At 45.8% G+C, this 9,131-nt stretch carries 9 protein-coding genes; 4 read left to right on the top strand and 5 right to left on the bottom strand.

Annotated features, from left to right (window positions below; all coding sequences use genetic code 11):
• Positions 1–865: Calx-beta domain-containing protein (locus QUA33_RS20735; protein WP_333094817.1), on the top strand; the 865-nt coding region annotated here is incomplete at its 5' end.
• 460 nt (positions 866–1,325) lie between these two features.
• On the opposite strand, the gene QUA33_RS28305 is transcribed toward QUA33_RS20735, so the two are convergent.
• The 3 genes from QUA33_RS28305 to QUA33_RS20725 all read right to left on the bottom strand — a co-directional run bounded on the left by QUA33_RS28305 (position 1,326) and on the right by QUA33_RS20725 (position 2,168).
• Positions 1,326–1,532: a DUF4129 domain-containing protein gene (locus QUA33_RS28305; RefSeq protein WP_445243270.1), complete on the bottom strand. Its 207-nt coding sequence runs from the start codon at positions 1,530–1,532 to the stop codon at positions 1,326–1,328.
• A gap of 168 nt (positions 1,533–1,700) precedes the next feature.
• A complete protein-coding gene (locus tag QUA33_RS20730) occupies positions 1,701–1,916 on the bottom strand; it encodes a hypothetical protein (protein WP_333150772.1) in 216 nt (71 codons plus the stop codon).
• Positions 1,917–2,042: 126 nt separating this feature from the next.
• Positions 2,043–2,168 carry a hypothetical protein gene (locus tag QUA33_RS20725; RefSeq protein WP_333150770.1) on the bottom strand — a complete coding sequence of 42 codons (126 nt, stop codon included), beginning with the start codon at positions 2,166–2,168 and terminating at the stop codon, positions 2,043–2,045.
• Positions 2,169–2,394: 226 nt separating this feature from the next.
• Here QUA33_RS20725 and QUA33_RS20720 point away from each other — a divergent pair, with 226 nt between their 5' ends.
• The 3 genes from QUA33_RS20720 to QUA33_RS20710 all read left to right on the top strand — a co-directional run bounded on the left by QUA33_RS20720 (position 2,395) and on the right by QUA33_RS20710 (position 6,700).
• Positions 2,395–4,122: a diflavin flavoprotein gene (locus QUA33_RS20720; protein ID WP_333150768.1), complete on the top strand. Its 1,728-nt coding sequence runs from the start codon at positions 2,395–2,397 to the stop codon at positions 4,120–4,122.
• A gap of 210 nt (positions 4,123–4,332) precedes the next feature.
• A complete protein-coding gene (locus QUA33_RS20715; protein ID WP_333099448.1) occupies positions 4,333–4,962 on the top strand; it encodes a hypothetical protein in 630 nt (209 codons plus the stop codon).
• Positions 4,955–6,700 (top strand): diflavin flavoprotein, encoded by a 1,746-nt coding sequence (locus QUA33_RS20710; RefSeq protein WP_333150766.1) that lies wholly within the window; start codon positions 4,955–4,957, stop codon positions 6,698–6,700. The genes QUA33_RS20715 and QUA33_RS20710 overlap by 8 nt, the downstream gene beginning before the upstream one ends.
• Before the next feature lie 140 nt (positions 6,701–6,840).
• On the opposite strand, the gene QUA33_RS20705 is transcribed toward QUA33_RS20710, so the two are convergent.
• On the bottom strand, positions 6,841–8,292 hold the full coding sequence (locus tag QUA33_RS20705; RefSeq protein ID WP_333150764.1) for a methyl-accepting chemotaxis protein: 1,452 nt from the start codon (positions 8,290–8,292) through the stop codon (positions 6,841–6,843).
• A 38-nt stretch (positions 8,293–8,330) separates the two neighbouring features.
• Entirely contained in the window at positions 8,331–8,855 is a 525-nt protein-coding gene (gene pgsA / locus QUA33_RS20700; RefSeq protein WP_333073325.1) for a CDP-diacylglycerol--glycerol-3-phosphate 3-phosphatidyltransferase, read from the bottom strand.
• Between the last annotated feature and the right edge of the window lie 276 nt (positions 8,856–9,131).

Genomic DNA, 9,131 nt, shown 5'->3' with positions numbered 1-9,131 from the left:
CGTGCCGACTTTGACTGATGCGATTTCGGAATCGGCGGAAACGGTGAATTTGGTGCTCTTCGGTGGCAATGTCAGTAGTCCGTCAATTTTGACGATTAATGATGTTGCGCCAACTCCGGGGACAACTCCGACGCCGACTCCAACTCCAGCAACATCAACAGCAACCCAGTTTGTTTTTAGTGCGGCTACTTTCACCACTCCGGAATCATCTGGCTTTGCTACGGTGACAGTCAATCGCATCGGCCCCAGTACGGCTGCCGGAACCATTAGCTACAGTACTCTTGACGGCACCGCCCTATCAACTGGAGGAACTGCGGCTGATTATGCGTCTACTGCTGGTGTACTCAACTTTGGCCCTGGGGTAACTTCCACGACGTTCAACATCTTTGTCAATGCTGATACTGTGCCTGAAATGACTGAGAGTGTTAACCTATATCTCAACAACGGCCCCGTCGGCACTCCGTCAACAGCAATACTAGACATTATTGACGGTAGCAGCAGTGCATCTGGCAATATCTTCCAGTATAGTGCGTCTAATTACGGCTCGATCGCCACTCAGGGGGGCAACACAACGGTTACAGTTACCCGCTCAAGCGGCTTAGGTGCAGCATCGATTGATTATATTATTCTGGCGGGTACTCCAGGCGCCGGCCCTGCACCTGTATATGGTACCGACTACCTGCTTAACCCGGGCGGCCCCACTGGCGGCACGTTGTCCTTCGCCAACGGCCAACTCAGCCAAACCTTTACTATTCAAGACAACCCATTTAGTACCAATAATGGGATTGTGCGCTTAGGTCTTGCTAACCCCACTGCGGGCTACAGTTTCGGCAGTACAGCGGCAACAAGTATCACTCTCATCTAAGGCTGTTAGTAGGGCGAGGAATCCTTGCTCTACTAATATGTCCCGCAAGTAGTTAAATGCTTTTTATCAGTCTGATTCCTCACTACAGCTTTTTTCAAGAAAGTGAGGTACGCGGGTAAAATCTTCGCTGTGTGACAGTCGCTGGCACCGACAACTAATGGGATTCACCTACAGGGCTAATTGTGGGCGGCTTCGACCCGAATCCCATTGCTGGTGCTAGTTTCGTGGCTTTCAACCCATTTGCTACTTCGGTCTGATAGAACCATTTTTAGGTCGTACTCTTAGATGCTACGCCCGTTATTCGAGTACAACCTTGAACCCTTGTATATTGAAAAAAGTAGATTGCAATTGGCTATTGGGTGGGGGTTTTTGAGATTGTCGGTTTGTGGTAATTATTGTTGGTAAAAACCCGCCCCTAAAATTATCGATTGGATATTATTGTTTTTTTGTGTTTACCTACTTAATCCTTAATTTGTTGACCAGCTTGCTGACACTGTTCAAAGGTTGAGGCGGAAGCTTCCCTATGCCGAAAATATAGTTGCTGATGTATTCTTATCAAAGTTTCGTAAGGGACTGGCTGGGGTAATTGCTGGATTAATTGCAAATATTCGCCATCAGTGCGGCTGGGTTGGTGAATCGCGGTTCCCGCATCATTTAACCGCTGCAACCGCCATGTAAAGACAGCGGCAAGCTTGGCGGTATTTCCCTTGTTGCTGCAACTTTTGCGATCGCAACAACCATTCTGCTACGGACAAATCTTTAATTGTTTGTTTCGCACTTCCATCAGTTGTTTGATTCCTATTTTTGAATTATGAATATAAAAACGTAACAGTTGCTAAATCTGCCAACTCGCCCAGACTGCGAGCAATGCTAAAATTAACCAAAAGGTGGCTTTAGCGATCGCACCCAATATCGAGGAATCAAACCAAGATGGCAATTGGACATTCGGTATATTTTGGGCAGTTTTTAGTTCCCACCTCTCCTGCAATCGCTGTTGCGACTGTCCTAATTGCCAACCCAAATTATTTTTATCAAAGGAACTTTCAGACATAGATGTAAATCTATGAGTAGATTTTTGATTGCGGATTGGAATTTTTTTTCTTCTATCATTATCCCCAAATCCCGGACTTCTTAAAGAAATCAGGGATAAGAAAGCGCGATCGCATTTGACGTTTGATTAGGTTGACTTAAATGCCGAGTTATTGTCCCTAATCCAAATCGCCGCGCGATCGATAATCGCATTTGACTGATATTCTTCTAAAGTGGCGATCGCCGAACCACTTGAACTCAGTTTTATTACCACAGAGATAAGTTTATTGTCAACTGTTTGTAGACCAAAAATTGATTTTATTGAATTTTCCTTCTTCCTCAAATCCGTTACATCCCGTACAGTGCTTTGTTGCCGAACTGCCTTACGCCATAAATTTTGGGATACTTAACAGCCTCATAAGAAATTTTATAAAGATTTACAAAAGAAACGTGTCAGAATGAAAAGAATAAGGTAATGGGTAACAGACAAGGAGGCACTGATGGTAGCGCTGACTGAACGAGTCCAACGCAGATTGACGGTGGAAAAAGTCGAAATTGCCCCTGACACAACGGCAATTCGATGCCTGGACTGGGATAGAGACCGCTTTGACATCGAATTCGGGCTCAAAAACGGTACAACTTACAACTCATTCATCATTCGCGGTGACAAAACCGCCCTCGTCGATACCTCGCACGAGAAGTTTCGCCAGCAGTACATGGAAACTCTGACGGGCGAAATTGACCCCAAAGAGATTGACTATCTAATTATCAGCCACACCGAACCAGACCACAGCGGTTTAGTCAAAGACGTGTTGGCGCTGGCACCCCAAGCGATTGTCGTGGGGGCGAAAGTAGCAATTCAATTTTTAGAAAATCTTGTACACCAACCATTTGAAAGATTGGTAGTCAAAAATGGGGACAAACTAGATTTAGGAAACGGCCACATTATCGAATTTGTATCGGCCCCGAACTTGCACTGGCCTGATACTATTTTCAGCTACGACAGCAAAACTCAAGTGCTGTTTACCTGCGATGCTTTCGGGATGCACTACTGTTCCGACAGCACCTTCGATGACGATTTAGCAGCAGTTGAGGAAGATTACCACTTTTATTATGAGTGTTTGATGGCTCCCAACGCTCGATCGGTACTCGCTGCGATGAAGCGGATGGCAGAGTTGGGAGAAATCGGTACAGTTGCGACCGGTCACGGGCCCTTGCTGCGGCACAATGTTGTGGAACTTACGGGACGCTACAAAAAGTGGAGCCAAGCACAAGCTAAGGCAGAAACTACTGTAGCGGTATTTTACACCTCCGACTACGGATTTAGCGATCGACTCAGCCAAGCGATCGCCCACGGTATCACCAAAACCGGTGTCGCCGTGGAAATGATGGATTTGAGAATCGCCGACTTGCAAGAAGTTGCGGAACTTGTCGGTAATGCTGCCGGTATCGTAATTTGTTCGCCGCCGAGTAGCGGTACTGCTGCTGCGAATGCCGAAGCTGCCATCAACACAGTTTTAGTTGCTGCTAACAACAAACAATCTTTCGGTTTGTGCGAATCCGGCGGTGGCGATGACGTATCTATTTACCCGCTGAGAAACAAGTTCAAAGAGTTGGGTTTAAAAGAAGCATTTCCCAACATTTTAATTAAAGAATCACCGACTGAAGCGAGTTATCAACTTTGCGACGAAGCCGGCACTGACTTAGGACAGTGGCTGACGCGGGACAAAGCAGTCAAACAGATGAAATCCCTCGACAGCGACCTCGATAAAGCTTTGGGACGAATCAGCGGCGGACTGTACATCATCACCGCCCAAAAAGGCGATGTTAGCGGTGCGATGCTAGCTTCTTGGGTAACGCAAGCAAGCTTTAAACCCCTGGGTTTAACAATAGCAGTAGCGAAGGATCGGGCGATCGAATCGATGATGCACGCGGGAGATAAATTTGTTCTCAACGTGCTGGAAGAAGGCAATTATCAAACTTTGATGAGGCACTTTTTAAAGCGTTTTGCTCCTGGTGCCGATCGATTTGCCGGAGTTAAAACTCAGCCTGCAACCAACGGTTCTCCGATTTTGACAGAGGCTTTGGCTTACATGGAGTGCGAAGTTGTCAGCCGGATGGAACTTTCGGACCATCATATCGTATATGCGATCGTCGATAGCGGCCGCGTATCCAATCCCGATGCACTGCCTGCCGTTCACCACCGCAAAGTCGGAAATCACTATTAGGAAGCAATTTCGGCAACGAGCAGTGTACGGGGTTGAACGGATTTAACGGACTCTTTGTCAGGGGAGAAACGTGATTTCTTGTACGCAGTGGCTCTCAAAGTAAGGTGCAACCTCAGCACCTTACCAGGCTCTCAAAGTAGGGTGCAATCTAAGCACCTTACCGGGCAAACCGTTGTCATTTTGACTGCATTTTAACTAGGGGAATTGCCAATGCCTGCCAATCTTTTAGAAGACCGAGATTACACAATTATTATTGCCAGAAGCGATGCCAGCCGAGACGCCCAACATCCTTGGTACGAGGAATGGGTAGAAGCACAGGCATCTCTGATCGACTTAGCAAAAAAATGTCAGGAATTTGACACCGACGGCATCACTCTTTACGAAGCTTCTACTCCTATGTGGAAGTATAAAAATTCCAATGTTGCCCGGTTAGCTGAAATTTTGCAGCGACAAAATACGGAACCGGATTCAGCAAAGCCGACTGCAATTAATTTGGAAGAAGCTCTTAAAGCAAGTTTTAGCGATTATTTCGCCAACAAAACAGATGGCAAAGGTAAGAAAGGAGCAATAATTGTTGCAGTCCTAGATCAAAAACCAGAAAATACCGCTGCAGTCGCTGAAATTCTTGTAAGTGCGGCAAATAAAATAGAGAAAGATGAAGAAATTGGAGTCAGCTTTATCCAAATTGGGGATGATTTGAAAACCAGGGAATTTCTGACTGACCTGGATACCAATTTACAGGGTAGAGGTGCAAGGTTTGACATTGTAGATACCAAGTTTTGGCACGAAATCAAAAGAAGTTCTGTAGTTCAGTTTCTCATAGGTGCAATTAATGACTAACACTTTGACTCCAAGACTGGCTTCTGATACCAAACCCCGCGACGTGCAGTTTATCCCGATCGCACTCGATACTTTTATTGTGCGATCGCGCACTTGGGACAGACTCAAATTTGAAGTCGAGTATTCGCTGCAAAAGGGTACAACAGCAAATAGCTATATTATTCAAGCTGACCAAACTGCTTTGTTCGACCCGCCGGGGGAATCTTTTACTCAAAATTACCTGGAATTTTTGCAGCAACGGGTGGACTTGACAAAGCTGGATTACATAATTTTGGGGCATTTCAATGCTAACAGGTCAGTAACAATTAAAGCTCTGTTAGAATTAGCTCCTCAAGTAGCTTTGGTTTGCACGAATCCAGCAGCAATTAGTTTGCGCGCCGCTTTTCCCGACCAAGAATTAAACATTATGATCGTTCGGGGAGAAGAAACTCTCAACTTAGGAAAAGGTCACGCCTTAAAATTCATTGCGACTCCGACTCCCCGCTGGCCAGATCAACTTTGCACCTACGATCCGCAAACTCGAATCGTGTTCACGGACAAACTATTTGGAGCTCACGTTTGCGGCGACCAAGTATTCGATGAAGGGTGGAGCGTTTACAGCGAAGATCGGCGCTATTATTACGATTCTCTGCACGCATCTCAGGCCAAACAAGTGTTGGCCGCAATGGATAAATTAGCGGATTTACCCACAGCATTTTATGCTCCCGGTCACGGCCCGATCGTCCGTTACGGCCTTAATGAACTGAGCAATTTGTATCGGGAATGGAGCCAGCAACAAAATTCAAAAGACTTGACAGTTGCTTTGATTTATGCTTCGGCTTACGGAAATACGGCGACTTTAGCGCAGGCGATCGCCAAAGGAATTACGAAAGCCGGCGTTGCGGTGGAAAGTATCAACTGCGAATTTGCCGAACCGGGAGAAATTAAAGAGGCGATCGAAAAATGCGCGGGATTTATCATCGGAACTCCCACTCTAGCAGGACACGCTCCGACGCAAATTCAAACTGCTTTGGGAATTGTTTTATCTACCGCAACTAAGAGCAAACTAGCGGGGGTTTTCGGTTCTTTTGGCTGGAGTGGAGAGGCTATAGACTTAGTGGAAAATAAGCTGAAAGATGCCGGCTATCGAATTGGATTTGAGCCGATTCGAGCCAAATTCAAGCCGACGGCGGCGACGATTCACGAGTGCAAAGAAGCGGGAACGGATTTTGCTCAAGCTTTGATTCGATCGCAAAAATTGCGGGCACCGAAACCGCAATTAGCAGCAGGGAGCGATCGCACTGAACAAGCAGTAGGGAGATTGGTTGGTTCGCTGTGCGTACTCTCGGCGAAGCGGGGGGAGGTTAGCAGTGCGATGCTGGCTTCCTGGGTGTCGCAAGCAACGTTTAATCCGCCCGGTGTGACGATTGCGGTGGCAAAAGATCGATCGATCGAAGCTTTGATGTACGCCGGAGATAAGTTTGTGCTGAATATCTTAGCCGAAGGGCGACAGTTGCGGAAGTATTTCATGAAAAACTTTGCTCCGGGAGAAGACAGATTTGCGGGAGTCGAAACAATGGAAGCTAGCAACGGCTGTCCAGTTTTGACTGATGCTCTAGCTTATCTGGAATGCGAAGTGATAAGTCGGATGGAATGTGGCGATCACTGGGTAGTTTATGCGGCGGTTGAAAACGGTCATTTGCTGAAAAATGACGGAGTTACAGCGGTGCACTACCGGAAATCTGGGAGTCATTATTAAATCGAAACAATCTCGCAGAAACCTGTTGTTGTAGGGCGGTACCCTCGTACCCCCTCTTATTTCTTTTTACCCTGACCTTCTACTTCGCTCAGGAACCGAGACTTGACCGCTCGCGCAGCCGAAGGGCATTATTCCTGATGCTAAGATAGCTTTTTAAGTTCTTCTGCGGTTTCGTTGAGGAGTTGCGTACTGAGTTTAACTTGAGCAAGACTACTCCCAGTTTCTGTTGCTCCTAAATTAACATTGTTCATGGCCTCAAGCACTTGTTGAATTGCGACCGCCTGTTGGTTAGCATTCAGAGAAATCTGTTTGTTGTTCAAAAATACTTTGTCAATCGCATCTGCTACACCCGCAAAAATTTCTGTTGTCCCTTGAGCTTGTTTAATACCTTGCTCCGCTGTTTTTGCTCCTTCATTCGTTACTATCACCGTATGGTCGATCGCCACTTTAATTTCTGTCACCAGAGTATTAATTTTCTCGGCTGATTTTTTGCTTTCCTCAGCTAGTCGGCGAATTTCTGTCGCAACTACAGCAAAACCCTTACCATTTTCGCCAGCACGGACTGCTTCGACTGTGGCATTGAGAGCCAGCATATTGGTTTGGTTAGCGATATCGGCTACTAGGTCAGAAATTCCACCAATTTTAACAGCATTGTCGCTCAAATAGGTAATCTGTTTGGTGATCGCTCCTACTTTTTCTTGAATAGTTACTATCCCCTTCATGGTATTTTCTACGGATTTATTACCGGAATCAGCTAGTGTTAGCGCTTGATGAGCCGAGACTGCTGATGCTTCTGCTTGCTTGGCTGAAAGTCCCGAAGCAACACCTAACTCATTCATCGTCGCAGTCGTTTGATTCACAGCATTAGCTTGTTGAGACACAGTGTGTTCCTGCTGAGCCACGGCGGCTGTGATTTGCGTTGAAGAAGAGACAATCTTCCTCACAGATTGTACTATTGGGTTAACAATCTCACGGCTGACGATCGCAGTCAGGAATGCTGCAGACAACAAAGCGAAGATGAGAGTAAGCAGTAGCAGGACGGTCAAATGCCCAATCTTCGCTTCAATTTGATCGTGTTTTGTTGCGCCGACTTTTCGCTGAAGGTCGATTAGTGCTGAAAAGTCATTAACTGTTTCGGCACCGAAGGGAGTTGTCGTAGCTGCGCGATACTCTGCTGCTTCCTTAACTTTGCCTGCTTGCTGCAACTCAAACCACTTAGGTCTAGCTGCAACATACCTTTGATAAATATCTTGCACTTTTTTGAAAGCTGCTTGCTCTTCCGATGTGAGTTCACCTTTAGCATATTCTCGCAGGCTATCGTCAATTATTTTGTATAACTGTGGCTCTTGCGCCAAAATTTCAGATCGCTTTTCAGGTTGAACTATAAACTGGGGGAAGCCGTAACGAAGCTTCCACAAAGCCGACTCGGCGTTGGCTAGAGCAACTGTCCCCTTAACTTGATATGTGTACAATTTCTCCGCATCTTCGGCTAGTTCAACTGTGTTTCGCCAACCAACAAACCCCACACCTGCGAGTAAGGCTATCAAAGCTCCAAAGCTAGCCAATAATTTAGCCTGAATCCCTAAGTTCATTGGATTTTAGATTTTATATTAAACAGAATAAGGAATAACTAGGCTTTGTCAAGCTCAGCATTCTTTTCCGGCCACAGATAAATAGCGCCAGAAATCAAAGTTAAAGCCACAGAAACCCAAAAAGCAATTACTGCAGGAAAATTCCACGCTTCAGACAGAGGAGCAATTAAAAGTGCGATCGCCACAATCTGACTCACCGTCTTCAACTTCCCCCAAATATTAGCTCCAGAAATCGTAGTTTTATTAACACGCCACCCCGCAATTGTCAACTCTCTTCCCAAAATCAAAAACACTCCCCAAGCCGGGACTCTACCCAACTCAATCAACACTAAAAGCGGCGCGAGAACCAACAATTTATCCACCAAAGGATCGAGAAACTTACCCAAATCGGTAATTTGATTCAGCTTCCTAGCCAAATAGCCGTCCAGCCAATCAGTAGCGGCAGCTACCACAAAAATCGCGGTGCAAATCCAGCGGCTTTGAGCGCTTGGGTCGTACAAACCGTAGAGCAGGAAAGGTACTCCCAGCAAGCGAGAAAAAGTAATCAGATTAGGCAAATTCATAATAGATAGGACTAAGGCAAACTGGAAAATTAAACAAAGGTATGTAGTTGGGCTTTAGTGCTCTTAGCTTAGGAAAGAACCCTCAAGCGCAACTACCTACATAAAATTTAACGCTATTTGTGACAGTTGGTCTTAATCTTCATATAAAGAATTTAGCCAACGAAACAGTGTAAGGTATTTAACGAATGTAACCTATCTCCATTTGTGACAAGTTAAGAAAAAGTGCAAATTGTCAAGGGGGTAGACCAAAAAAGGTAAAATAGGATGAAACCTTTA

This window comes from Microcoleus sp. Pol14D4 (assembly GCF_036701245.1).
GTDB lineage: Bacteria > Cyanobacteriota > Cyanobacteriia > Cyanobacteriales > Microcoleaceae > Microcoleus.
The sequence above is the reverse complement of the archived record's forward strand: the minus strand, read 5'-3'. Positions and strand labels throughout refer to the sequence as shown.

Coding starts and splice junctions, on each gene's coding strand:
- QUA33_RS20730 (WP_333150772.1), bottom strand. CDS start 1,916: ATGTCTGAAAGTTCCTTTGATAAAAATAATTTGGGTTGGCAATTAGGA.
- QUA33_RS20720 (WP_333150768.1), top strand. CDS start 2,395: ATGGTAGCGCTGACTGAACGAGTCCAACGCAGATTGACGGTGGAAAAA.
- QUA33_RS20715 (WP_333099448.1), top strand. CDS start 4,333: ATGCCTGCCAATCTTTTAGAAGACCGAGATTACACAATTATTATTGCC.
- QUA33_RS20710 (WP_333150766.1), top strand. CDS start 4,955: ATGACTAACACTTTGACTCCAAGACTGGCTTCTGATACCAAACCCCGC.
- QUA33_RS20705 (WP_333150764.1), bottom strand. CDS start 8,292: ATGAACTTAGGGATTCAGGCTAAATTATTGGCTAGCTTTGGAGCTTTG.
- pgsA (WP_333073325.1), bottom strand. CDS start 8,855: ATGAATTTGCCTAATCTGATTACTTTTTCTCGCTTGCTGGGAGTACCT.